The sequence below is a fragment of the Romboutsia sp. genome (genome assembly GCF_056995035.1).
Genome location: NZ_JBXKIW010000083.1, coordinates 1 through 25805, shown reverse-complemented (window position 1 = coordinate 25805; position 25805 = coordinate 1). Strand labels below are relative to the sequence as shown.

Below are 25805 nucleotides of genomic sequence, written 5' to 3'. Positions count from 1 at the left end.
TACTACTTCTCTATTTTGTCTACGAATAATATTCCTTCTAAGTGGTCTATCTCATGGCAGAATGCTCTAGCTAAAAGTTCTTCACCTTCTATTTCAAATAATTGTCCTTTTCTATTGTATGCTCTTACTTTTACTTTATAAGGTCTTTTAACGATTCCAACTTCACCTATAACACTTAAACATCCTTCATCATCTATTTGTTCTCCAGATGCTTCTATTATTTCAGGATTTATTAGTTCTATTATTCCATCCCCTATATCTATAACTGCAACTCTTTTTAATATTCCAACTTGAGGCGCTGCAAGACCTACACCATCTTCTTGATACATTGTATCTGCCATATCATCCAATAATTGTATTATTTTTTCATCTATTTTTTCTACTTTTTTTGATTTCTTTCTTAATACTGGTTCTCCTATTTGAACTATCTTTCTTAATGCCATTTTAATTCTCCTCCTGGTTTTATAATACGCTGTTTGGGTTAATATCTATTGATACGTTAACTTCTTTATTAAATACAACATCTCTTTTTGTTATACATATATATTTTATTATACCCTTTAATAAATTAATTTCAATATTATCATCTTTAAATAATATTTGCCATCTATAATTTTGATTTATTTTGGATATTGAACACGGATTTGGCCCTAATATGAATTCAAAATTATTTATACCCCTATTTTTCAGTAAATAAATAATTGAATCATGCATATTTTGAGCATTTTGTTTTACTATTTTTTCATTTTCTCCGCTTATTACTACACTTATCATATTATTAAATGGGGAATATCCAAAAGCTTTTCTTATTTTTATTTCATCCTCATAGAAACCTTCATAATCATAATTTATAGCCCTTCTTATTGCATAATGGTCAGTATCATACGTCTGTAGTATTACTTTTCCTTCTTTATCAGATCTTCCCGCACGTCCAGAAACTTGGGTTACTAGTTGGAATGTAGTTTCAAAACTTTTATAATCTGGGAAATTAAGTATCATATCAGCTGATAGAATACCTACTAAAGTAACATTATCAAAATCTAATCCTTTACTAAGCATTTGAGTTCCTATTAATATATCAGCTTCTTTATTTTTAAATTTATTTAATATTTCTTCTAAAGAACCCTTTTTAGATGTAGTGTCTTTATCCATTCTAAGCACTCTAGCTTCTGTAAATATACTTTTTAGCTCTTCCTCTATTTTTTGTGTTCCAACTCCAAATGGTTTTATATAATGACTACTACATTCCGGACATTCTTTTGGAATTTCTTTTTCGTATCCACAGTAATGGCATCTCCCAATATTTTTTCCTTTATGATAAGTTAATGATATATCACAATTTTCACATTGAAAAACATATCCACACTTCCTACAAGATACAAAACTTGCATATCCTCTTCTATTTAAAAACAATATTACTTGATTTTTATTTTTAATTGTTTCCTCTATTTCATTTTGTAATGTAGTACTAAATATACTTTTATTTCCATTATTCAACTCAGATTTCATATCTACAACTTCTATCTTAGGAAGTGGCTTATTATTAGCTCTAGATTTTATTTCTATAAGTTCATACTCTCCACTTTCAACTTTATAGTATTCATCTATTGATGGAGTTGCCGATCCTAGCACTAAGGATATACTATTTTTCATAGCCATATACTTAGCTACTTCTATAGCGCTAAACTTAGGATTTTTTTCTGATTTATATGAAGTTTCATGAAATTCATCTATTATTATTGCTCCTAAACTATTAAATGGTGCAAATAAAGCTGATCTTGCACCTATTAAAATTCTTACCTTACCAGCCTTTATAGCTTTATATACATCATGTTTTTGCCCTTCTGATAATTGACTGTGGAATACTCCTACTATATCTCCAAATCTATTTTTAAACCTGGATATAGTCTGTGGTGTAAGTGCAATTTCAGGAACTAAAACTATACTATCTAGCCCTTGATTCAAGGTATAGTCAATAACTTCCATATATACTTCTGTTTTTCCACTTCCTGTTACTCCATGTAACATATATGGTTTTTTACATTCTTTAAACATTTCTGATGTTATTTTATTTATTGCATATTGTTGCTCAGAATTTAATTTTATATTTTTATATGTTGAGCTATAAATACTTTCTGGATTCCTATAATAATCTTTTAATTCCAATGTAATTAAATTCTTATCATGTAAGGAGGTAATACTTTTCTTAGATGCACTTAATAACTCCATTACATCATTTATTTCTACATTTTGATTATTTTTTAAAAACTTTACTACTTCTTTTTGCTTACTTCCTAAGCTTATTTTATTATCTTTTATATACTCATCAACTTCATCACTATCCATGGTTAAAGCTACATAGCATATTTTTTTTTCATTTTTATGGTCTTTATATTCCCAATACAAATTAATAATCTCTTTTTTAGCCATTCTATCTAGCAAACTATTAAGATTTTGAATATATTTTAACTTCTCGACTTTAACTTTTCCTTTATTACTTACTATAGCATCTAGTATTTTTTGTTGTGATTCATTTAATGTTGATAAAAATGATTTAAATTCATACTCACCTAATTCATCTATTTTCTCATGTAATCTTACCATTTTATAGTTATTTAATTTATAACCTTTAGGATATATTAAGTTTATGCAATCTATATATGTACATAAATATCTATTTTTCATCCAATTTACTAACTCTAAATCTTCAACTTTAAATATAGGATTTTCATCTAATACATCAACAATTTCTTTTATTTTTATATTTTCATCTACTGTATCTATAATTTCAAATACAAAGGCCTCTGTTGGTTTATTTCCTCTTCCAAAAGGAGCTAATACCCTATGCCCTATACTTATTTCACTTATTAAAAAATCTGGAACTTTGTATGTAAATAAGTTGTCTGTATATATAGTGTTACTTCTTACTACTACTTTTGCATATTTTTCCATATTATGACCTCTATTTTTATACAAGCTAGTTAATTCATTTATTTTGAATTATGTCCAATTTACTTCAAAAATAAAGCATCTATATTTAATAGATGCTTATCTTTTAAGTAGTATTTTAACCTTATCTAAAATAACATTAGCTACTTCTTCTTTTTTCATTTTCGGGTATTCTGTTATATTACCTTCTTTATCTATAATCTTAACTATGTTAGTGTCAACGCCAAAGCCTGCACCTTCCTTAGTTAAATCATTTGCTACTATAAAGTCTAAGTTTTTCTTTTTTACTTTACCTTTTGCATTTTCTATAAGGTCATTGGTTTCAGCTGCGAATCCAACTAGTATTTTATCATTTTTAATTTTACCTATTTCATATGCAATATCTTTATTTCTATCTAATTCTATAGATAAATCATCATCAGACTTTTTAATCTTTTTATTAACGTAATTTTTAGGTTTATAATCTGCTACGGCTGCACTTTTTATAACAACTTGATTTTCATCTAAGTTTTCTATCACTGCATCGTACATATCTTTAGCACTTTCTATTCTAATAAGTTTCTTAAGATTTTGTGGTGGTGTTAAGTTTGTAGGCCCAGATATTAAAGTTACATCCGCTCCTCTGTTTATAGCTTGCATAGCTATTGCATAACCCATTTTTCCACTGGATCTATTACTTATAAATCTCACTGGATCTATACTTTCCATTGTAGGTCCAGCAGTAACTATTATACTTTTTCCTTTTAAATCCTGATTTGCGCTAAGTAGCTTAACAACTTCATCAACTATAGTTTCTGGAGTAGCTAACTTTCCTTTTCCCGTGTCTCCACAAGCAAGTCTACCGCTTTCAGGATCAACAAAATTATATCCTAATTCTTTTAATATATTTATATTTCTTTGAACTATCGGATTTTCATACATATTAGTATTCATAGCTGGTGCTATTAAAACCTTAGCTTTAGTAGCCATAATTGTTGTTGTAAGCATATCGTCTGCTATACCATTAGCCATCTTACCTATAACATTAGCAGTTGCAGGTGCTATTAAAAATACATCCGCTCTTTTTGCTAGAGATATATGTTCTACATCCCAAGTTTTAGGGTCTTCAAACATATCACAAACTACATAATTTTGACTTAAAGACTGAAATGATAATGGCGTAACAAATTCTGCTGCTGATGCAGTCATTATAACATTAACATTTACGCCTAGTTTTCTCAATCTGCTTATAATATCTAAAGTTTTATACACAGCGATTCCACCGCTTACACCAATTACAACAGTTTTATCTTTAAACATAGAAAATTACTCCTCTTCTATAGTTTTTTGTTGTTCTGCATGATGCTTAGCTTCTGCTATTTCTATCTCCTCTTCAGTTAATAGTCTATAAGTGATTTCTCCGTCTACAACTTCTTGAGTAGCTAAATTAACTGGCTTAGTTTCTTTGTTTCTGTTTGCAACATAGATTTCAGCACCATCTACTATTTCTCTTGCTCTTTTTGCAACAGTTCCAACTAAGTAGTATCTGTTGTCTATTTTGTCTAGTACTTCATTGATTGATGGTTTTAACATATTATAATTCCTCCTTGAATTTTTCTATTATATTATTTTTATATCTAGTAACCTTATTCTTTTCAGATAATATTATGCTTTCTACTTCTTTAACTGATTTATTTACATCACCATTAACTACAAAATAGTCATAATTTACTATCTGATTTATTTCCTCAAATGCACAACTAAATCTCTTTTCTATTTCTTCTTTAGTTTCAGTTCCTCTTCCAACTATTCTATTTTTTAGTTCTTCAAGAGATGGAGGTAATACAAATATAAATACTCCCTCAGGATATACATCTTTTATTTGTCTTGCTCCTTGCATTTCTATTTCTAATATAACATCTTGCCCATTTTCTAAGCATTCTATTATAGCAGCTTTAGGAGTTCCATAGAAATTATCATAAATTTGAGCATATTCTAAAAACTCGCCTTTTCCTATCATATCTTGGAATTTTTCTTTCTCTAAGAAGAAATAATTCACTCCATCAACCTCACCATTTCTTGGCTTTCTAGTTGTAGCTGATATAGATAATTTTATTTGATCATTTTGTTTTAATAGTTCTTTGCATATTGTACCTTTTCCAGCGCCAGATGGACCTGATACAACTAATAATAGCCCTTTTCTCTTAAGCATTACTATCTTCCTTTCTAATTATACAAATGTTTGTCATTTTATTGAAATCTATGTTATATTTTTCTACTCTATATTTTGAATTTGTTCTCTTATTTTTTCTAACTCAGATTTAACTTCAACTACTAAATTAGTTATATTTAAATCTGACGATTTTGAACCTATAGTATTAGTTTCTCTATTCATTTCTTGAATTAAGAAATCTATTTTTCTTCCGATTGATTCATTTTTTACAACTGTCTTTTTAAGCTGTTCTATATGGCTTTCAAATCTAACTATTTCCTCTGTTATACTGCTCTTATCAGCATATATTGCTACTTCTTGAGCTAATCTATTTTCATCTACTAAACTTGGATTTTCTAATATTTCAGTTATTCTATTGTTTAGCTTTTCTTTATAGTCAATAACAACATTATATGAGTACTTTTCAATTTCTTCAATATAATTTTTAATAAGATCACATCTCATTATAACATCTTCTGCTAATTTTTTACCTTCTTCGCTTCTCATTTCTTTTAACTTAACTAAAGATTCTTCTAATGCTCTCTTTAACATTGACCATAAAAGATCTTCATCTTCTTCTTTTTCTTCACTTTTTATTATATCTGGAAACTTAGCTATATTCATAGCACTTATATCGTCTACTAAATCAAATTTATCTCTTATTTGCTTTAGTATGCCTACGTATTGACTAGCCAACACGTCATCAAACTTTAAGTTTACATCCTCATTACCTAACAAGTCAAGCTTTATGTATAAATCCACTCTTCCTCTTTTTACATAGTCTTTAATTAAATTTCTTGCTTTGTCTTCTAAAAATGCTATTTTTCTTGGTAGACGAATATTTATATCTGCATACTTATGATTTATAGTTTTACATTCTATTAAAAAACAATAGTTATCATCTTTATATTCTCCTCTTCCAAAACCTGTCATACTTATAGCCATATTATACCTCCAAATTTCCTTCACATATTTTTATAGAGGTCTTGTCATATAAACAAAATCTTCTATTTCTATTTTTACGCATCCAACGTTGGATGCTACATTTTAAATTTTTTACCATTAAATCTTTCGTCTATAGTAATAAAGTTATTTCCTATTTCTATACAACTTCTAAAATTTCATAATTCTGCTCTTTTTAATTTTAAATCTCTAACTTAACATTATACAATATATTAGTTAGAAAAGGAAATTATATAGATAATATTTTTATAATTTTATATAAATATTATACATTATAGAAACTTAATATTAAATTTTATATAAAAACTTGATTATACAAAGCTAACTATTCACAATATATATATTATGTGCAATAATTAATTTACTGACATTTATATGTCCAAGAAAGGAGCAATTATTATGGCTTTAGATGGTTTAGTTATACACTCTATAGTAGATGAATTACATGCAAAACTTTTAGGCGGTAAAATCGATAAAGTTCATCAACCAGAGAATGATGAAATTGTTTTACATATACGTAATAATAAAGAGAATTTCAAATTAATTTTAAGTGCTAGTGCTTCAAACCCTAGAGTTTACTTAGCAAATAATTCTAAGAAAGAAAATCCTATTACTGCACCAATGTTTTGTATGTTATTTAGAAAGCATATCCAAGGTGGGAATATAGTTGACATCTGTCAAGTTGGCTTTGAGAGAATGATAAAAATTAGTGTTGAGTCTTTCGATGAATTAAAAGAGAAAACGACAAAGGATATTATTATAGAAATTATGGGAAGACATAGTAATATAATTCTTACCCATTCATCTGATAATAAAATAATAGATTCTGCTAAGAGAATTCCTCCTAGTATAAGTAGAGTTCGTCAAATACTACCGGGGCTTACTTATACGCTACCTCCAAAACAAGATAAAGTAAATCCACTTGATGATATATCTCTTAATAAATTTATAAATACTTTAAATACTTTTGAAGGCAATATATTTAAGTCTATTTATTCTAAATTTTTAGGTATAAGTCCAATTATTGCCAAGGAAATTTGTTTTAGAGCTAAGATTGATGAAAAAAGTAATATAAAAGATTGCTCATCAAATGATTTTGAGTCATTATATAATGCATTTTCTACTTTATTTAGCGATATTAGAAATAATAGCTATTCTCCATGTATAGTTATTGATGAAAACATAGACAGAGTTGTAGATTTTAGTTGTGTTAATTTAAGTCTATTTAATGATTTATCATTTATAAATGATGACAGTATGTCTAAAATACTAGAAGATTATTATAAAACTAAAGATATTAAAGACAGAATTCACCAACGTTCTTCTGATCTAAGAAAAAGTATATCTATTAAATTAGATAGACTTTATAATAAATTGAAAAAACAACAAGAAGAGCTTATTGAATCTGAAACTGCAAATATTTATAAGGTTAAAGGTGAGCTACTTACATCATCTATCTATATGATTGAAAAAGGAATGGACAGTATTGAAGTTGCTAACTTCTATGATCCTGATTATAAAAATGTAACTATATCTTTAAATAAGAATCTTACTCCTTCTGAAAACGCTCAAAAATACTTTAAGAAGTATTCTAAAATGAAAACTGCTAAAATAGAATTAACGCATCAAATAGATATAACTAAAGAAGAAGTAGATTACTTAGAAAATATTATTTTAAGTATAGAAAACTGCGAAAACCTTGCAGAACTACTTGATATAAGAGAAGAGTTAGGAAAATTAGGATATTTAAAAATCAAAAATAAAGGTAATAAAGAAGCTAAACTTACTACAAAACAAACTAAGCTTACTACAAAGCCACATGAATTCATAAGTTCTGATGGATTTAAAATTCTTGTTGGTAAAAATAATAAGCAAAATGACCATCTTACATTAAAAATTGCAGACAATAATGATATATGGATGCACACAAAGAATATTCCTGGTTCTCATGTTATTATAAAGTGTGAAGAAAAGGAAGTTTCTGAGCAAACTATATTTGAGGGCGCTATGCTTGCTGCATACTTTAGCAAAGGTAAATTATCATCTAAAGTTCCTGTCGATTATACTAATAAGAAGAATATTAAAAAACCTAACGGTTCAAAACCTGGTATGGTAATTTATGAAACTAATAGTACTATTTATGTAGATCCAACAGAAGAATTAGTAGCAAAATTAAAAATTAAAGATTAATATTTTTACTAAAAAGGAAGTGTCTCAAGATAATTTTAATAATTAAGAGATGCTTCCTTTTTTGTTTAATTCTATCTATTTAGTTACAACATAAAACCCCTTTTCCAGATTTATTTTCATCATCTAAAAAAGGGGCAATTTAATCATTATATTTAATTATACAATAGTAGCTTGTGCTGCTATTTTTTCTTTATTGTTCTCAACTTTAAAGTCTTGATTATTTAAAATTCTGTTTAATATAATTCCTACTATTGCTGCTAAACTTAATCCTGTTATTGTTACACTTTGAGTTATAGGTATTCCTATTACTATTCCTTTATTATTTAAGTATGTCGTTCCTAATCCTATTATCATTATAGTAGCTATTATAATGATATTATTTTTATTTTGTGTACATTCACTATCTTTTACAGTTTTAAGTCCTACAAAAGTTATCATAGAGAATAGTAATATGCTTATTCCTCCCATGACAGCTACGGGTATACTTTGTAAAAATCCTCCAAACTTACCTATGCATGCAAAACCTATCGCAAACATCGCTGCACGTCTTAATAATGATGGATCATAATTTTTAGTTATTGCAAGTACTGCTGTATTTTCTCCATAAGTAGTATTTGCTGGTCCGCCTAAAAATCCTGCTACTATAGTAGCTAATCCATCTCCAAGTAAAGTTCTATTTAACCCTGGATTTTCTATGAAATTTTTACCTACAACTGCTCCATTAGTAGTCATATCGCCTATGTGTTCCATAAATACTGCTATAACCACTGGTGCTACCATAACTATAGCTTCTAAGCTGAACTTTGGTAATGTAAACTTTGGTATTTCAAGTAAACTAGCTTGTGTTATCGTACTAATATCTACTAATCCCATTGCCAAACATATTGTATATCCTGAAAATACAGCTATTAATATACCTAATTGCTTTATAAATCCTTTACCAAATTTATTTATAGAAAGTGCTATTGTTAAAGTTATCATTGCTATTAGTCTATTTGCTGATGCCATATCAAATGCTGTTGGTAATAAGTTTAATCCTATAACTCCAATCATAGCTCCAGTTACTTGTGCAGGGAAATATATTTTTATTTTATCTACTCCTACTGCTTTAACTATAAATGACATGATTACATATAATAAACCTGCTACCATAATACCACCTTGCGCATAAGCTAAATCACCATTAGAAGCTTCTTTAGCCATTAATATTACTGGAATAAATGCGAAACTTGATCCTAAGAATACTGGTACTTTTCCTTCTGTACAAAAATGGAATATTAAAGTTCCTAGTCCAGCACAAAATATTGCAACTGATGGGTTAGATCCTGTTAGTATTGGAACTAATACTGTAGCTCCAAACATTGCTAGTAAATGTTGTATTGACATTATTGTTTTTTTCATAAAAAAACCTCCCTTGAATTTTTAGGGAGAAATAATTCTCCCTTTTTCAGTATCTCTGCACTGAATTAAAAGGTACTACAAACTCTGTATAGTGTATGTTATTATTCTTTTATTGTTACTGAATCTTCTTCATCAATTTCTGATAATTTTACTGATATAACTTCATGTTTTGATGTTGGAACATTTTTTCCTACATAATCGGCTCTTATCGGTAATTCTCTATGACCTCTGTCGACTAAAACTGCAAGTTGTATTACTTTTGGTCTTCCTATATCTATTATAGCATCTAATGCTGATCTTACAGTTCTACCTGTATATAATACATCATCTACTAAAATAACTATCTTATCATTTATATTGAAATCTATGTTTGATCCATTAAGCACTGGGTCTACATCTATTTTCTTTAAATCATCTCTATATAAAGTTATATCAACTTCACCTATATTAACTTTAGTACCTTCTATTTGTTCTATCTTTTTAGATATTCTGTTTGCAATAGGTACTCCTCTAGTTTTTATTCCTACTAAAACTATATCTTCTATACCTTTATTTTTTTCTATTATTTCATGGCTTACCCTTGTTATTGCTCTTGATATTGCTTTTTCATCCATTAATTGGGCCTTTTCTCTCATCGTTGACCTCCTAATAATCTACTTAATTTTCTTAATTAAATTTTTGATTAACTAATATTGACACAGTTAAGCTTATAAATTATTCACAAACCAGATAATTTATAAACCTTTAGATATTAAAAAGCTTCTTATCATAAGACAAGAAGCTAGCATGTACTAAAAAATTCACCAGCTCATATCTTCATCAATTTTAAAATAGTTATATTATTTTAAAAACTTGCTGACAAATCAATTTAAGCTTACATGGCTTTTGCCTTACGATATCTCCGTATCATTTAAAGGTATTTTATTTTTTTATTTTGTTATTACTCATTATATAACCTTACGACAATTTTTGCAATACTTATTTAAGTTTGCTAATTATATCTTTAAAATATTTAGGTAACTCTGAATCAAACTCTATATATTCTTTACTACTTGGGTGTATAAATCCTAATTTTTTAGCATGTAATGTTTGGCCATTTGTTTTAAATTTATTATTTTTAGGACCATAAACTATATCTCCTAAAAGCGGATGATTTATAGATAGTGCATGCACCCTTATTTGATGTGTTCTACCAGTTTCAAGCCTAGCTCTCATATGTGTAAAGTTTTCATATCTTTCTACAACTTCAAAATGAGTGACCGCATTTCTTCCATCTTTTACTATTGCCATCTTTAATCTATCCTTAGGATTTCTTCCTATTGGCTTATCTACGGTTATTTTATCTTCTTTCACTACACCGTGACATATAAACTCATACTCTCTAGTTATAGAGTGGTCTTTTAACTGCTCAGCTAAGCTGTTATGAGCATTATTATTTTTAGCTATCATTAACAACCCTGATGTGTCTTTATCTATTCTATGAACTATTCCAGGCCTTATAATACCATTTATAGATGATAAATTATCTCTACAATGATATAGTATTGCATTAACTAAAGTATTTTCATAGTTACCAGGAGCAGGGTGAACTACCATATCCTGTTGTTTATTTATTATAAGTAAATCACTATCCTCATAAACAATTTCTATTGGTATATCTTGAGGTGTAACTTCTAATAATTTTGGAGCTGGTATTTCTATTACTACTTTGTCATCTTCTTTTACTAAATATTTTGCTTTTTCTTCTTTATTGTTAACTTTTACTTTTTTATCTTTTACTATCTTTTGAATATAGCTTCTTGACATATCTCCAAGTTGAGATGATAAGTATACATCTAATCTATCTCCTTCTTCTTCTTCAAGAACTAAAAATTCTCTTATTTCGTCCATTACTTCACCTGCTTTTCCTCTTCAAAAAATATTATATATATACATAGTACTATAGTTCCTACAACTACAAAAACATCAGCTACATTGAATACATATTCCCAAATAAATCTAAAATCAAAATAATCTACTACAAATCCAAGCCTAACTCTATCTATTAGATTTCCTATTGCGCCTGCTATTATAAGTATAATTCCAGTTTTGCCTAATATATTTACCTTCTTAGTATGTAAATAGTATAAAGCAAAAACTGATGCTGTTAATGCAACTATTATAAATATGATTTGATTATTTTGCAACATTCCAAATGCAGCACCTCTATTTTCCACATATGTAAGATGAAATACATTTTTAATTATAGGTATACTGCCCATCTCTTTTAGAGAACCGAGTGCCCATACCTTAGAAATTTGATCTATTCCTATTAATAAAACTATTATTAGCTCGTATAACAATATATTTTCCTCCAAACTTATTATATATTACTATTATACAAAAAAAAGCTTCCTAATTGGAAGCCTATTATTTTTTATATTAAATAAAACTGATTTATTATTTTTGGGTAGGATGACATTTATCCATATGATCTATGAGTTGAGATACAGTTACAAACTTATATCCCTTTTCCTTTAACTTAGGTATCACAACATCTAATGCTTGTATAGTTTGTGATTTTGAATTTCTTAAATTATTATAGTCATGTAAAAGTATTATATTTCCATTTTCTACTTTTGACGTTATTGTGTTAGCTATATAATAAACTCCTGGATTAGACCAATCTCTTGGGTCTAGATTTGACCATAAAATTATATTCATATTTTTTTGTTTTACAATACTGCACATTTCCTTGCTGAGTGCTCTGTATGGAGGTCTAAATAATTTAGGTTCTTGTCCTATTACTTTTTTTACAGCTTGCTGAGTGTCGGTTATTTCTTTTTCTATTTCTCCATACCCTCTCTTTGATACATTTATATGAGTGAACGTATGATTCCCTATTTCATGACCCTCATCATATTCTCTTCTTAGTAATTCTGGGTTCCAACCTACTTTCTCTCCAACTACAAAAAAAGTTGCTTTAACATCGTGTTTTTTTAATATATCTAAAATCTGTGGTGTGAAATCTATATCTGGACCATCATCAAAAGTTAATGCTATTATCTTTTCATCATCATTTCCTTTTCTAATGATTATATCTTCATAATCATTTATTATATCTTCACTTAAATCCATAACTTCTTTATTATTTAAGTTTTCTTGTTTATATGAGTACATACCTATTACTAAAAGCAACGCTACAGATACTGTATATAATATTTTTTTCATTTACAGGACCTCTTTTCTTATTATTAATCTAGATCTGACTCATCATGAGGCATCTTATTCATTTCATTAAGTCTTAATGATACCTCATCATAGAAACTCGGACCTTCATTTATAAGATTTTGATTAAATGTTCTACTTGTTATAGGTTCATCTGGTTGATGTTTTGCACAACAACTACATAAATTAGTTTCTGGAAGTATGTCTAGTCTATCTTCATCTATTTGGTTCTTGCATTCATCACATATACCGTAACTTCCATTTTCTATTTTATATAAAGCATTTTCTATATTATTAAGTTTTCCTTGTTCATGAATAGTTAAACTATTTTGCATATCTTGCATATATACTTCAGTCCCCATATCTGCTGGATGGTTATCATAGCTTGATAATTCACCTGATGTATATTTCTCACTAGTGTGTTCTGTAGTATTTCCAAACACTGTATTATCTTTCATTTCGCCTATTAAACTTACTATCTTTTGCTTATCTTCTAACAATTGTTGTTTATATTTATTTACATTCATATTTATCTACCCTTTCTATATTGATCTACTATATCCATTAATTTAGCTATGTATTCTCCTATTACAGGCAAATCCACCCAACTACTTAATAAATAAAATAATAACCCTGCTAAAACAGTAAACCCTATAGCTTGCCCAAATCCTTTCCCTATGCCTGCTACGAAGTTTATTAAAAATAATCTTCTTTTACTGTCTGTTAACATCATATAGTCTCTAATTCTACTTCTTTCTATTATTAACGTTAGCCTTTCTAAATATCTCCTTATTAGTCCTAAATCCTCTGTTGTTTTTTCACATAAATTTAATTCATTCATAGCTTTATCAAGATCTTTCATATTTATAGGATTTTGTTCGTCTAAATTATTATTCTCATTATGTCTAATATATATCACACCCTTTTATGAAACACTTTTTATATAGCTATTATGTGAAGAATCTTTAATAAAAATACAAAAGGATTATATAGAAATTTAACTTAATAAATTTCTATATAATCCTAATTATTGTAATTACTATTATATTATCTTATAAAAACTTTCTTTCTATTAACCCTACTTTTTTGTATACTTTTCTTAATGTTTTTCTAGCTTGTTTTTCAGCTTTATCTGCGCCTTTAGCATATGCATTTTCTAAGTAGTCTTTATTATTTAAAAGGTCATTGTATTTTTCTCTTATTGGTCTTAAAGTTTCTACAAGTACTTCTGCTACATCCTCTTTGAATATTCCATATCCTTTACCTTCATACATAGCTAGCAGCTCTTCTATTGACTTATTATCTAATTTCGAATAAATATCTAATAAGTTCTTTATTCCTGGTTGTTCGTCTGTATAATTTACAATACCTAGTGAATCAGTTACACTTCTTTTTATTTTTCTTCTTATTGTATCTTCATCATCAACTAAAAGAATAAATGAGTTTTCATTAAAATCTGATTTACTCATCTTCTTATTTGGCTCTTGTAAACTCATTACTCTTCCTGCTTCTTTAGGTATATATGGTTCTGGTATCTTAAATGTTTCAGAATATCTATTATTAAATCTAGCTCCTAAATCACGAGCTAACTCTAAATGTTGCTTTTGATCTTCTCCAACTGGCACTAAATCTGTTTGATATAATAATATATCAGCAGCCATAAGGACTGGGTATGTGAATAATCCTGAATTTAAGTTAGCTTCACTTTTTTGTGATTTATCCTTAAATTGAGTCATTCTACTTAATTCACCCATGTAAGTCATTGTATTTAATATCCACATAAGTTCTGTATGAGCACTTACATGAGATTGTATAAATATAGTATTTTTTTCAGGGTCTAATCCACAAGCTAAATATTGAGCAAGTAATTGCATAGTATTGGCTCTTAAATCCTTAGCTTCTTGAGGTACTGTTATAGCATGTAAATCAACCACACTGTAAAAACAATTATACTCATCTTGAAGCTTAGTCCAGTTTTGTATAGCCCCTAAGTAATTTCCTAAAGTCATTTTTCCAGACGGCTGAGCTCCACTAAATATTATTTTCTTTTCACTCATTTATTTCACCCCTATATTGATTTTAACATATTAAGTACTATGTCCTTAGAGTTATGAGCTGCATCTTGTACAAATTCTTCATATACTACATCTGCAGTTCCATCAGCTTTATCAGACATCGCTCTTATTATTACAAATGGTACTTTATTTAAAGAACATACATGAGCAATAGCTGCTCCTTCCATTTCTCCACAGTATGCATCAAATTCATTTACTAATTCATCTTTTAATTCTTTAGAACTTATAAACATATCACCTGTAACTACTCTTCCTTTAACTATCTTATGAATTTTAGTTTCTTCTAATGAAGATTCAAATGCTGCTTTTACAAGCCTTTCATCTGCCACAAAAGTCGAGTTTTCCATTCTTGGTATTTCGCCTTTTTTATGTCCAAATACAGTTGTATCAAAGTCATATTGTATTGCATCTGTTGATATTACTATATCATATACATCTAAATCAGAATGTAGCGCTCCTGCAACTCCTGTATTTACCACTGCATTTACATCAAATTCACTTATTAATATTTGAGCACATAATGCTGAATTTACTTTTCCTATTCCACATCTTACTAAAACTATATCTTTTCCTTCTAATGTTCCTTTGTAGAACTTTAAACTAGCTTTTTCTATAGTTTCTTTAACATCCATTAATTGTACTAATATATCTACTTCTTCGTCCATTGCTCCTATTATACCTATTCTGTTCATGAGAGCCTCCTATGTTTTTTATATTAAAAAATCCGCCCTATATTGTAATATAGGACGGATATATTTTCCGCGGTACCACCTAAATTATATGTACTAAAATACATATCTCTTAATATCTGCTATAACGTGCAGTCACGATATTGGCTAATCTACAAATGCATTTCACCTTATTCCTCCAAGGTCCATTCACTAAATTCTTTATGTTAAGTTCTCACCACCCTTAACTCTCTGTATTAAAGTTATTTTAGTTACTAATCCTTTTCTTAGGATTTGATTATTAATTTCTTATTTTATAATATGCTTTACACTAAAATTTGTCAACCACATAATTATATAAATATTATAACCATATTAGATCAAAAAAAAACAAGAAGATTTAAATTATAAAGGCATATTAAATACACCTCCATAATTTAAACCTTCTTGGTTTTTGATTTAATTTTTATTAATGAATATGATTACTTTCATGCTCATTAATATCACTACCGTAACAATTTATTCCCCCACTTTTGCAACATCCATTTATATCTGGATTATGTTAAAACCTTACATTACTTATCCCTAACATATTACACACCCCTATGTATATATGTTATTTCTTATCCCTTATTTCATTATATATTTTTACATATATCGTGTAAAGGTTTTCTTAACTTTACAGAAAATTCAATTTAGTCTACTTTTCTACATCTTTTTCAGCAAAATAAGATTTTTTCAATATATTCGTAATATGTAAAAATCCCTATAATACTTTCAGTATCATAGGGATTCATTTAAATTATTTTCTTACAACTTTTATTCCTGTCATATGATCATTTAAATTATGTTTTTCTAAATTTTCATCTTCAACTCTGTTTATTTCTAAAGCTAAAGTTTCAGATTTTATATAATCTTTATAATTACCTATAGCATTTGCTATTTCATCATCTGAACAGAAGTCTATGTTTATGTTATCTAATACTTCAAAATTACTAGATTTTCTTATTTGTTGTATTTTAGATATGAATTCTCTTGCATATCCTTCTTCTATTAACTGTGTAGTTAATGTAGTATCTAATATAGCGAATAAGTTGTTCTCCATAGATACATTAAATCCTTCTTTAGCAGATATATTAACTAATACATGCTCTTTATTAAATTCAAAGTTTTCTCCATCTACTTCAGCAATTAAACTTTCCCCATTTTCTAATTTTGGAACAACTTCACTTGGGTTTAATTTATTTAACGCTCCAGCGAAGAATTTCATCTTAGCACCTAATACAGGTCCTAATACTTTGAAGTTTGGCTTTAAGCTAAAGTTCATATATTCTCCTAAGTCTTTAGCAAACACTACTTCTTTAACGTTAAGTTCTTCTTTTATTAAATCAACCACATCACTTATAGTAGCTTCAAACTTACCATCTACTAATACTTTTTGTATTGGTTGACGTACTTTTATTCTAGTAATTTCTCTTGATGCTCTACCTAAAGTAACTAAGTTTTTAACTAAGTCCATCTTTTCTTCTAATTCATTGTCTATTAACTCTAAATTAGCTTTCGGGTAAGCACTTAAGTGAACTGACATCTCTCCAGTTAAGTTTCTATATATCTCTTCAGATATATGTGGAGTAAATGGTGCTATTAATTGACATAACTCCGTTAATATTTCATAAGTTGTATTGTAAACTGATTTCTTATCTTCTGTTAATTCAGTTGCCCAGAATCTTCTTCTTGAACGTCTTATATACCAGTTAGATAAGTCTTCATTTATAAAGTCTTGTACCATTCTTACTGTTTTATTTAATTCAAATATAGCTAAGTTTTCTTCAACTTCTTTCTTTAAGTTGTTAAACTTAGATAATATCCATCTATCTAATTCTGGTCTTTCTTTGTATTCTACAAAGAATTCAGTTGGGTTTACTTCATCCATATTTGCATATAATGTGAAGAAGTTGTATACATTTTTAATAGTTCCTAAGAACTTACTTTGAACTTCTTTTAATCCATCTACGTCAAATCTAGTTGGATTCCATGGTGGTGACACGTATAATAAGTACCATCTTAGAGCATCTGCTCCATGTTGATCGAATAACTCAAACGGATTTACAGTATTTCCTCTTGATTTACTCATTTTCTTTCCTTCTTTATCTAATACAAGGTCATTAACTAAAACCTTCTTATATGGAGCTTTCCCCATAACAAATGTAGATATAGCAAGTAATGAGTAGAACCATCCTCTAGTTTGATCTATACCTTCACAGATATAATCTGCTGGGAATAGCTCTTCAAAATTTTCTTTGTTTTCAAATGGGTAGTGATGTTGAGCAAATGGCATTGCACCACTATCAAACCAACAGTCTATAACATCCGTTACTCTTGTCATTGACTTTCCACAACATTCACATTTTAAATGTATATCATCTACATATGGTCTATGTAATTCTACTGTTTCTGGATCTACATCTTCTATAGCTTTTTCAGCTAATTCTGCTCTTGAACCTACAGAATCTTTATGTCCACATTCACATCTCCATATGTTAAGTGGAGTTCCCCAGTATCTACTTCTTGATACTGCCCAGTCATTTAAGTTTTCTAACCAGTTGCCAAATCTACCTTCACCTACGAAAGATGGGTACCATTCAACTGTTTTGTTATTTGCTATTAATTGGTCTTTTAACTTAGTCATTTCTATATACCAGCTTGGCTTAGCATAGTATACAAGTGGAGTTTGACATCTCCAGCAGTGTGGGTAGTTATGAGCTACTTTCTCTTTACTAAATAATTTATTTTCAGCATGCAACCATTTGATTATCTCAACATCTAGGCCTTCTTCCATAACGAATTTACCAACCCATGGAGTAGCTGTAAACTTCCCAGCTTCATCAACTGGTTGTAATACTGGTAAACCGTATTTTCTACCTAAGTTGTAGTCATCTTCACCGAATGCTGGTGCAGTATGTACTATACCTGTACCATCTTCAGTTGTTACGTAATCTCCTAAAGTTATGAAGAATGCTTTTTCATCAGTTTCAACAAATGACATTAATTGTTCATATTGTATATGTTCTAAATCTTTACCTTTCATTTCTTCTAATACTTCATAATCTTCACCTAATACTTTGCTAGCTAAAGGCTTCGATACATAGTAAACTTCGTCATTTTGCTTAACTTTTAAGTAGTCTATTTCTGGTCCTACAGTTAATGCAACATTTGAAGGTAATGTCCAAGGAGTAGTTGTCCATGCTAAGAAATACTCATTTGCATCTTTTCTCTTAAACTTAGCTATTACTGTATTATTCTTTATTTCCTTATATCCTTGAGCAACCTCGTGCGAAGCAAGACCTGTTCCACATCTTGGGCAGTATGGAAGTATCTTATGCCCTTCATATATATATCCTTCTTTATTAAATTTGTTTAATATCCACCATACTGATTCTATGTAGTTATTATCTAAAGTTATGTATGGATTATCTAAATCTATTTCATAAGCCATTCTTTCAGTCATTTCTCTCCATTGTTTTTCAAAAGAGAATACTGATGCTCTACACTTTTCATTAAATTTATCTATACCGTAAGCTTCTATTTGTTGCTTATCTGATAAACCTAATTCTTTTTCTACTTGTATTTCAACTGGTAATCCATGAGTATCCCATCCAGCTTTTCTTTTTACTTGATATCCATTCATAGTTTGATATCTACAAACAGAATCTTTTAATGTTCTTGCTATAACGTGGTGTATTCCAGGATTTCCATTTGCTGTTGGAGGTCCTTCAAAGAATACAAAACTTGGATCATTTTCACCTTTTTCTAAAGTTTTCTTAAGTATGTCTATTTCATTCCAATACTTAGAAACTTCTGCCTCTGCTTGTTTAACAGAACTATCTACTAATGGCTTAAATTTTGCCATAATATCACCCTTTCATATAATTATATATTATGATTGTTATCTAAATTAACCTAGGCTATAACTAGATATCTAAATAATGGATATCTAATTTTTTGTATCAAAAAACTCGCCCCAATAAAAGGGACGAGTATTAATCGCGTTACCACCCTAATTCTACATACAAAATTCACTTCGTTCATTTCAGCAAATAGCATATTTCACATTTGCTAAAATTCTAGTAAGTGTATGTAGCACTCTATAGTATAGTTTAACGGCACTAACCGGCTCAGCTTAATTGATTTTAATCTTTCAGCTTGCAGCTTAGGAGTGATCTTCCACTTTATAAATTTATTGGTTCTCAGCATACCCAACTCTCTGTAAAATTATTTAAAGCTTACTGTCTCCATCATTGCTTTTAGTTTTTTAGTTATAATATGAGATTGTATAACAAGTTGTTAGAATAGTCAATATTTTTTTATACAATATTGACTTATCATTATAGCAATTAGTCTATTGTTACAGCAACTTCTGCTTCTTTTTCTAAGTTAAACATTGTTTTAGTTTCAAATCCACTTATATTACCATCATCTACATTATAAAATATTTCATCTATACTTCTTATTTCATCTTCTAATAATGACTTAAATTTATTTCTAAATATTTTAAATTCTTTAACCATTGTGTCATACTCTTTTCTTATTTCTATGACACGACTATTAGCTAGTTCTATGATTTGTCTTGATTTTAAGTCAGCTTCTTCTACTATTACTTTAGCTTTTCTATTAGCCGCACTGCAGGTATCCTCTGCTGCACTTTGAGCTGTTATTAATGTAGCTTTTAAAGTTTCGCCTATATTGTCGTATTTATTCATTTGATCTTGGTATAATGTTAATTTTTCTTTAAGTTCTAAATTTTCTCTATATATTTGTTCAAAATCTTCTTTTACTATATCTAGAAATTCATCTACTTCTTCTTCTTTGTATCCTCTTATCGCTTTTTTAAATTCTTTATTTTCTATTTCAATTGGAGTTAGCATATATTTCCCCCCTATACTATTAACTTAGCTTGAACTTTCATTCTGCCTTTTTTTGTAATATCTCCTACTTGAATCACTATTGCTCTTCCTTTGCCTCTAACAGAAATTAAAGATTCACTTTTAACTTCCTTCGATGGCGAAGTTATCTTTTCATAATTTACTGCTACTCTCTCTCCATTTATGTATTTCATACTTTCTTGCCTAGATATATTATATAAACCACTTATTATACAATCTAATCTATCTGAAGATACTGTAAATGATATATCTTTATAATTTGGAGGATTGTATACAATTTCATTTCTAGAAATCTCAACTAGACTTACATTATTTCTTGATACTTTATTTAAGTTCATGATTATAAAATCACAAATATCATTACTAACTATAATTTGGCATAAATTATCATGAATAATAATATCTCCAATTTTTTCTCTTTTTATACCTAGGTTCATAATTGCACCTAAATAATCCTTGTGAGAAATACTTTTAAATTTGAAGTTACCTTCTATCTGGATAAATCTAAGATTATCTTCTATTTCTTCGTATTCCATATAATATGGATATATGAATATAGTATTTCTTTCGGCATTGTCATAGCCACCCTCAACAGTATATTTTATATCACTATTTGAATTCAGTATAGCTATAGCATTTTTAACCTCATAAGGATTTAAAAAATCTGTTTGTTTAACGTCATAGTTTTTTATAGTACTATTCGCGTTATCTATAATTCTAAACATTTTGTTTTTTAAGTCTATATCTTTAATATGATTAGTCAATCTTAATTTGTCCATCTAGCTCTCCTTAAAGGAATATTATTAATGCAACTCTTTTTAATAACATTAATAATAATATTGCTATCATTGGAGAAAAATCTACTGGCCCACTGCTATATTTATACATTACAGATCTTATAGGTGCTTCTATTGGATCTGTTACTCTACATAAAAAATTATATATACTACTTCCTAAATCACTTGACATTATACTTGGAACCCATGTCATAAAACTCCTAATAAGTATGACCCAAGTTAATATCTCAAATAGATAATACAAGGCAATTCCTATTGTACTCATATAAAAAACCCTCTATCTTCTCTTATATTTTATTACTTGCTATTTTGCCAAGGAAAAAGCGTCTTACTATTTTCTAATTCCTTTTTTATGCTAGCATCTATATCTACATTATTTGGTGCTAATATAAATATAGCTTTAGATACTTTTTGAATAGTCCCATCTAATACATATACTGCTCCATTCATAAAATCAAATATTGATTTACGAGCTATTGCATCATTTAAGTTTTCTAAGTTGACTATAACTGCTCTTTTATTTTTTAGATGATCTGCTATAGTTGTAACCTCATCATATTTCTTAGGTTCTACAATTACAACCTTCATTTGGCTTGTAGTGTGTAATTTCACAATATTAGTATTTCTAATTGCATTGCCAATATCTCCATCTATTTCTGTTTCTTCATCAATAGCTTCTTCTTCCTCTTCAGCATAATCTTCTTCTTCAACTATCCAGTTTTTGAATTTAGATAATATTCCATCTCCCATTGTTAACATCCTCCTTAATATTTATTCATTGGTTTATAATTTATTATAGTTTCTTTCTCCAAATATTGATGTTCCAATTCTGACAATATTAGAGCCTTCTTCTATAGCTATTTCATAATCGTTGCTCATTCCCATAGATAAACTTTGCATCGAAACATTAGGTATATTCATTTTATCTATTTCTATAGATAACTGTTTAAGACCTTTAAATACTTTTCTCACTTCTTCTTCATTTTCACTAAATGGTGCCATAGTCATAAGACCTTTAATTTGTATATTTTTATAGCTAACTGATACATGATTGATAAATTCTATGACATCGCTTTCGTCTAGCCCATGTTTACTTTCTTCTTTTGACATATTTACTTGAACTAAGCAGTTTATTGTTTTATTTATTTGCTCTGCACGTTTTTGTATTTCTTCGCATAAAGCTTGTCTATCTAAAGAATGTATCATATAAACTTTATCTATTATATACTTCACTTTATTCGTTTGTAAACTTCCTATTAAGTGCCAGTTTACCTTATCCCCTATCGTTTCGTATTTTCTAGATAATTCTTGTGGTTTATTTTCACCCACATCTGTTACTCCATTATCTATAGCTTCTAATACAGCATCTACATCTACAGTTTTTGTAACTGCTAATAACTTAATTTTTTCACTATCCCTATTAACTTTTGTTGCACAATTTTTTATACTATTTCTTATACTACTTAAATTTTCTTTGATACTATTCATTTTTTCACCTACTTCATTTTAATATTTTTATTTATATTATTCGGTTTCAAAATAATTTCATCGCATAAACTAACAGTTTTTGTTCCATCTATATTGTTACTATAGTAGTCTATAAATACAAATTCATCATTTTCATATTCTATACCTTTTAATTCAACGAAATCTATATCTTGCGTTTGCTTATTTACCACATATACACCTTTTTTATCATCTACCGTTTTTATAGAACTTTTAGGTATTTTTAAACCTTCTATTTGCTTATATATTATATCAAATTCTTCTACTCTTGTATCGTAAATTTCCACATTTTGATTAGTTATTTTAAATATAATTACAATATCTGATTCATTTTGATATTTTTTATATACTTTTCCATCTATTTCTTCATCATTAAAACTTATTTTAATATCATTCCCTATATCAAAATGCTTAGATTCTTTTTCGCTTACGCATATAGCTAAGTATGTCACATAGTTATTTACAACTTTAGCAACAGGGTCACCCTCTTTTACAATATTATTATCTTTAGCCACGTCCTTATAATTATTAGTTGTTTTTTCTATATCTTCTTTAGTTATTTTACCTAAACTTTCTAAATTATATTTTTCTTCATTTCCATCAAATTTATATAAAATTATTCCTGATATGTCTGTTTTTAAGTATGATGTATGTTTTTCTTTTTGAGTTTCTAGTATCTTCTTTTGTTGTTTTTTTGTTTTAAGTTGATTTTCAGCTACTTCTTTACTTAACTTATTAGAATTTTTTTCTAATTCTAGTTTCAAATCTTTGATCTCTTTATTTAAGATTTGTATTTCTGAATTTATTTTATTAATTTTATTATCTTTATATATATATGCTATTTCTTGAGATTTTTTTACTTTTTCACCTTCATCGTATATTGTCTTTACAGTTCCTTCCTCATTTGATTTTATAAGATATTCTTCTCTTATAAAAATACCTTTAGTAGTTATTTTAGCTTTTAATTCTTCTGACTCTAATGCTAAAGTTTCTGTATTTTTACTTATTAATACTAATCCAATCTGAAATATAAGATATATAAATACTCCTAATATTAATATCTTCGAACGTTTAATCTTTTTCAAGTTTATATCTCCTTTCTATAAATAGTACTTTATACTACTTCTTCAAATTGCATTGTATTTCCTTTTATTGTAATTCATAAAAGCATTACATATTTTTTATATTTCCTACTAAAATCGTTTTGTATTTGCAGTATCTATCATAAACTAATTATATTCATTAAATTATAAAGGAGTTACTTTAAAAAGTAACTCCTTTATAATTTCCAAATATTATTATCGTTTATTTTATGCTTTATCTTTTAATTTTTCTACCCAGAAGTCTGCATTTTTTATTCCTAGCTTAATAGGATCAAACTTAATATCTTCTCTTGGTATATTAGCTTTCTTTTGATTTTCATAGTCTTTTAATGCTACTAATGCTGGTTTTGCTATTATTAATATAGCTATTATATTTAACCATGCCATCATACCTACGCCTATATCACCCATTGCCCAAGCTAATGTTGCTGTCTTAACACATCCATAATATGTTGCTCCTAATAATGCAATCTTTAAACCTGTAATAACAAATTTTTTAGATGATTCTTTTCCTTTAAATACTTTCTTATATAAATATGCTAAGTTAACTTCTGCTATATAGTAGTATGCCATTAAAGTTGTAAATGCAAAGAAGAATAATGCTATTGCAACGAATGCTCCTCCAAATCCTGGTACTAAAGTATCAACTGCTGTTTGAGTAAATGCTGGACCAAATTCTATACCTGGAAGATTTTCAACTATCATTTTTCCGCCATTATCTAACACATTATAACTTCCTGTCATTAATATCATAAACCCAGTTGCTGAACAAACAAATAATGTATCTACGTATACTGAAAAAGCTTGAACAAAACCTTGCTTAGCTGGATGACTTACTTCAGCAGCCGCTGCTGCTTGTGGTCCTGTACCTTGCCCTGCTTCATTTGAGTAAACTCCACGTTTTACTCCCCACGCTATTGTCGAACCTATTATTCCTGCAAATGCTTGTTCTCCACCAAATGCTGATTTAAATATTAATGATAATACATCTGGCAATTTTTCTATATTAACAGCTATTATAACTAAAGCCATTAATATATATGCTGCTCCCATAAATGGAACTATTAATTCTGCTGCTGAACTTATTCTTTTTATTCCACCAAATATTATTAGACCTAATAATGCTACTAAAAATACTCCTGTTATCCAAGAATCTAAACCAAATGCATTTTGCACTCCTATTGCTATTGAGTTAGATTGAACTCCTGGTAAAAAGAATCCCGTTGCTAAAACTGTTGCTACTGCAAATAAAGATGCATACCATTTTAATCCCATACATTTTTCAATATAATATGCTGGACCTCCACGATATTGACCATCATCTACTTCTTTGTAAATTTGAGCTAATGTAGATTCAACAAATGCTGAACCTGCACCTAAAAATGCTATTGTCCACATCCAGAATAATGCTCCTGGACCTCCCATAGCTATAGCTGTTGCAACCCCAGCTATATTTCCAGTTCCTATACGTCCTGCTAAAGCGGTGCATAGAGCTTGAAATGAAGATATTCCTTGTTCTGATTTTTCACCCTTTACTAATAACATTATCATTTCCTTAATATGTCTAACTTGTAAAAATCTTGTTCTAAATGAAAAATATAAACCAGTACCTAAACAAAGTGCTATTAACCAATTACTCCATATTACACTATTAATGGTATTAACTACAGCTTCCATAAAATACCTCCCTAGAAAAAAATTTAAAAAATAAAAAATAAAAAAACAAAAGTTAAATCTTATTGACTATTTAATTTTACAAATTATATCATTAATAGGTTTAACCTCTGTTTAATACTAATTCAACAAAATATA

At 28.3% G+C, this 25805-nt stretch carries 24 protein-coding genes and 2 other annotated features; of the genes, 1 reads left to right on the top strand and 23 read right to left on the bottom strand.

The window, feature by feature from the left end:
* Nucleotides 1-2: 2 nt before the first annotated feature.
* The 6 genes from def to AC11VW_RS13115 form a co-directional block, all read right to left on the bottom strand.
* A complete protein-coding gene (def, locus tag AC11VW_RS13140; RefSeq protein ID WP_484301881.1) occupies nucleotides 3-443 on the bottom strand; it encodes a peptide deformylase in 441 nt (146 codons plus the stop codon).
* A gap of 19 nt (nucleotides 444-462) precedes the next feature.
* On the bottom strand, nucleotides 463-2952 hold the full coding sequence (gene priA, locus AC11VW_RS13135; RefSeq protein WP_484301880.1) for a primosomal protein N': 2490 nt from the start codon (nucleotides 2950-2952) through the stop codon (nucleotides 463-465).
* Nucleotides 2953-3048: 96 nt separating this feature from the next.
* Nucleotides 3049-4248: a bifunctional phosphopantothenoylcysteine decarboxylase/phosphopantothenate--cysteine ligase CoaBC gene (gene coaBC / locus AC11VW_RS13130; RefSeq protein WP_484301879.1), complete on the bottom strand. Its 1200-nt coding sequence runs from the start codon at nucleotides 4246-4248 to the stop codon at nucleotides 3049-3051.
* Between the two features lie 6 nt (nucleotides 4249-4254).
* On the bottom strand, nucleotides 4255-4521 hold the full coding sequence (gene rpoZ, locus AC11VW_RS13125) for a DNA-directed RNA polymerase subunit omega (RefSeq protein WP_484301878.1): 267 nt from the start codon (nucleotides 4519-4521) through the stop codon (nucleotides 4255-4257).
* A gap of 1 nt (nucleotide 4522) precedes the next feature.
* Complete coding sequence (gene gmk, locus AC11VW_RS13120; protein ID WP_484301877.1) at nucleotides 4523-5140, bottom strand: guanylate kinase; 618 nt, start codon at nucleotides 5138-5140, stop codon at nucleotides 4523-4525.
* Between the two features lie 63 nt (nucleotides 5141-5203).
* Complete coding sequence (locus tag AC11VW_RS13115; RefSeq protein ID WP_484301876.1) at nucleotides 5204-6085, bottom strand: YicC/YloC family endoribonuclease; 882 nt, start codon at nucleotides 6083-6085, stop codon at nucleotides 5204-5206.
* Nucleotides 6086-6502: 417 nt separating this feature from the next.
* Here AC11VW_RS13115 and AC11VW_RS13110 point away from each other — a divergent pair, with 417 nt between their 5' ends.
* Nucleotides 6503-8293, top strand: a complete 1791-nt coding sequence (locus AC11VW_RS13110) for an Rqc2 family fibronectin-binding protein (RefSeq protein ID WP_484301875.1) — start codon at nucleotides 6503-6505, stop codon at nucleotides 8291-8293.
* A gap of 156 nt (nucleotides 8294-8449) precedes the next feature.
* Here AC11VW_RS13110 and AC11VW_RS13105 read toward each other — a convergent pair whose 3' ends face one another.
* From AC11VW_RS13105 to AC11VW_RS13025, 17 genes are all read right to left on the bottom strand, one after another.
* Nucleotides 8450-9694: a uracil-xanthine permease family protein gene (locus tag AC11VW_RS13105; protein WP_484301874.1), complete on the bottom strand. Its 1245-nt coding sequence runs from the start codon at nucleotides 9692-9694 to the stop codon at nucleotides 8450-8452.
* Between the two features lie 101 nt (nucleotides 9695-9795).
* Nucleotides 9796-10329 carry a bifunctional pyr operon transcriptional regulator/uracil phosphoribosyltransferase PyrR gene (gene pyrR / locus AC11VW_RS13100; protein WP_484301873.1) on the bottom strand — a complete coding sequence of 178 codons (534 nt, stop codon included), beginning with the start codon at nucleotides 10327-10329 and terminating at the stop codon, nucleotides 9796-9798.
* 343 nt (nucleotides 10330-10672) lie between these two features.
* Nucleotides 10673-11584 carry an RluA family pseudouridine synthase gene (locus AC11VW_RS13095; RefSeq protein WP_484301872.1) on the bottom strand — a complete coding sequence of 304 codons (912 nt, stop codon included), beginning with the start codon at nucleotides 11582-11584 and terminating at the stop codon, nucleotides 10673-10675.
* Nucleotides 11584-12036 carry a signal peptidase II gene (gene lspA / locus AC11VW_RS13090; RefSeq protein ID WP_484301871.1) on the bottom strand — a complete coding sequence of 151 codons (453 nt, stop codon included), beginning with the start codon at nucleotides 12034-12036 and terminating at the stop codon, nucleotides 11584-11586. Before lspA ends, AC11VW_RS13095 begins: the two co-directional genes overlap by 1 nt.
* Nucleotides 12037-12133: 97 nt before the next feature.
* Nucleotides 12134-12904: a polysaccharide deacetylase family protein gene (locus AC11VW_RS13085; protein WP_484301870.1), complete on the bottom strand. Its 771-nt coding sequence runs from the start codon at nucleotides 12902-12904 to the stop codon at nucleotides 12134-12136.
* 23 nt (nucleotides 12905-12927) lie between these two features.
* Nucleotides 12928-13428 carry a TraR/DksA C4-type zinc finger protein gene (locus AC11VW_RS13080; protein ID WP_484301869.1) on the bottom strand — a complete coding sequence of 167 codons (501 nt, stop codon included), beginning with the start codon at nucleotides 13426-13428 and terminating at the stop codon, nucleotides 12928-12930.
* A gap of 2 nt (nucleotides 13429-13430) precedes the next feature.
* Nucleotides 13431-13820: a DUF5665 domain-containing protein gene (locus tag AC11VW_RS13075; protein WP_484301868.1), complete on the bottom strand. Its 390-nt coding sequence runs from the start codon at nucleotides 13818-13820 to the stop codon at nucleotides 13431-13433.
* 133 nt (nucleotides 13821-13953) lie between these two features.
* Nucleotides 13954-14958, bottom strand: a complete 1005-nt coding sequence (gene trpS, locus AC11VW_RS13070; RefSeq protein ID WP_484301867.1) for a tryptophan--tRNA ligase — start codon at nucleotides 14956-14958, stop codon at nucleotides 13954-13956.
* 11 nt (nucleotides 14959-14969) lie between these two features.
* Entirely contained in the window at nucleotides 14970-15668 is a 699-nt protein-coding gene (locus tag AC11VW_RS13065) for a 5'-methylthioadenosine/adenosylhomocysteine nucleosidase (protein WP_484301866.1), read from the bottom strand.
* 47 nt (nucleotides 15669-15715) lie between these two features.
* Nucleotides 15716-15942: a binding site (T-box leader), on the bottom strand.
* A gap of 504 nt (nucleotides 15943-16446) precedes the next feature.
* The gene (ileS, locus tag AC11VW_RS13060) at nucleotides 16447-19554 is read right to left on the bottom strand and encodes an isoleucine--tRNA ligase (protein ID WP_484301865.1); all 3108 of its coding nucleotides are present in this window, start codon (nucleotides 19552-19554) and stop codon (nucleotides 16447-16449) included.
* A 116-nt stretch (nucleotides 19555-19670) separates the two neighbouring features.
* Nucleotides 19671-19952, bottom strand: a binding site (T-box leader).
* An 86-nt stretch (nucleotides 19953-20038) separates the two neighbouring features.
* Nucleotides 20039-20569, bottom strand: a complete 531-nt coding sequence (locus AC11VW_RS13055) for a DivIVA domain-containing protein (protein WP_484301864.1) — start codon at nucleotides 20567-20569, stop codon at nucleotides 20039-20041.
* Between the two features lie 11 nt (nucleotides 20570-20580).
* The gene (locus AC11VW_RS13050) at nucleotides 20581-21366 is read right to left on the bottom strand and encodes a YlmH family RNA-binding protein (protein ID WP_484301863.1); all 786 of its coding nucleotides are present in this window, start codon (nucleotides 21364-21366) and stop codon (nucleotides 20581-20583) included.
* Nucleotides 21367-21376: 10 nt separating this feature from the next.
* Nucleotides 21377-21649: a YggT family protein gene (locus AC11VW_RS13045; protein WP_484301862.1), complete on the bottom strand. Its 273-nt coding sequence runs from the start codon at nucleotides 21647-21649 to the stop codon at nucleotides 21377-21379.
* A 32-nt stretch (nucleotides 21650-21681) separates the two neighbouring features.
* Nucleotides 21682-22134, bottom strand: a complete 453-nt coding sequence (locus AC11VW_RS13040) for a cell division protein SepF (RefSeq protein ID WP_484301861.1) — start codon at nucleotides 22132-22134, stop codon at nucleotides 21682-21684.
* A gap of 33 nt (nucleotides 22135-22167) precedes the next feature.
* Nucleotides 22168-22872: a YggS family pyridoxal phosphate-dependent enzyme gene (locus AC11VW_RS13035; RefSeq protein ID WP_484301860.1), complete on the bottom strand. Its 705-nt coding sequence runs from the start codon at nucleotides 22870-22872 to the stop codon at nucleotides 22168-22170.
* Nucleotides 22873-22880: 8 nt separating this feature from the next.
* Entirely contained in the window at nucleotides 22881-23975 is a 1095-nt protein-coding gene (locus AC11VW_RS13030; RefSeq protein WP_484301859.1) for a biotin/lipoyl attachment domain-containing protein, read from the bottom strand.
* Between the two features lie 225 nt (nucleotides 23976-24200).
* Nucleotides 24201-25670: an alanine/glycine:cation symporter family protein gene (locus tag AC11VW_RS13025; protein WP_484301858.1), complete on the bottom strand. Its 1470-nt coding sequence runs from the start codon at nucleotides 25668-25670 to the stop codon at nucleotides 24201-24203.
* Between the last annotated feature and the right edge of the window lie 135 nt (nucleotides 25671-25805).